Annotated in this window: 1 protein-coding gene; it reads right to left on the reverse strand. The window is 37.2% G+C overall.

All coding sequences use genetic code 11. The features are described from left to right. Nucleotides 1–296: hypothetical protein (locus PL9631_RS26450; RefSeq protein ID WP_197046526.1), on the reverse strand; the 296-nt coding region annotated here is incomplete at both ends.

Raw genomic sequence — 296 nt, forward strand, 5'->3', positions numbered from 1 at the left:
TTCTGGTGTAGCAATATCTGTGGAATCACTACTGTCTGGGGGATTAATTGTGGAATCCGGTTGTTTTTGGAGGGGGGTATAATTAGAAATTTCTGGTGTAACAATATCCGTGGAATCACTACTGTCTGTAGAATTAATTGTGGAATCCGATTGTTTTTTGAGAGGGGAATAATTAGAAATTTCTGGGTTAACAATATCTGTAGAATCACTACTTTCCGTGGGATTAATTGTGGAATCTGATTGTTTTTGGAGGGGAGAATAATTAGGAATTTCCGGTGTAACAATATTTGTGGGAT

The organism is Planktothrix paucivesiculata PCC 9631 (genome assembly GCF_900009265.2).
Classification (GTDB): domain Bacteria; phylum Cyanobacteriota; class Cyanobacteriia; order Cyanobacteriales; family Microcoleaceae; genus Planktothrix; species Planktothrix paucivesiculata.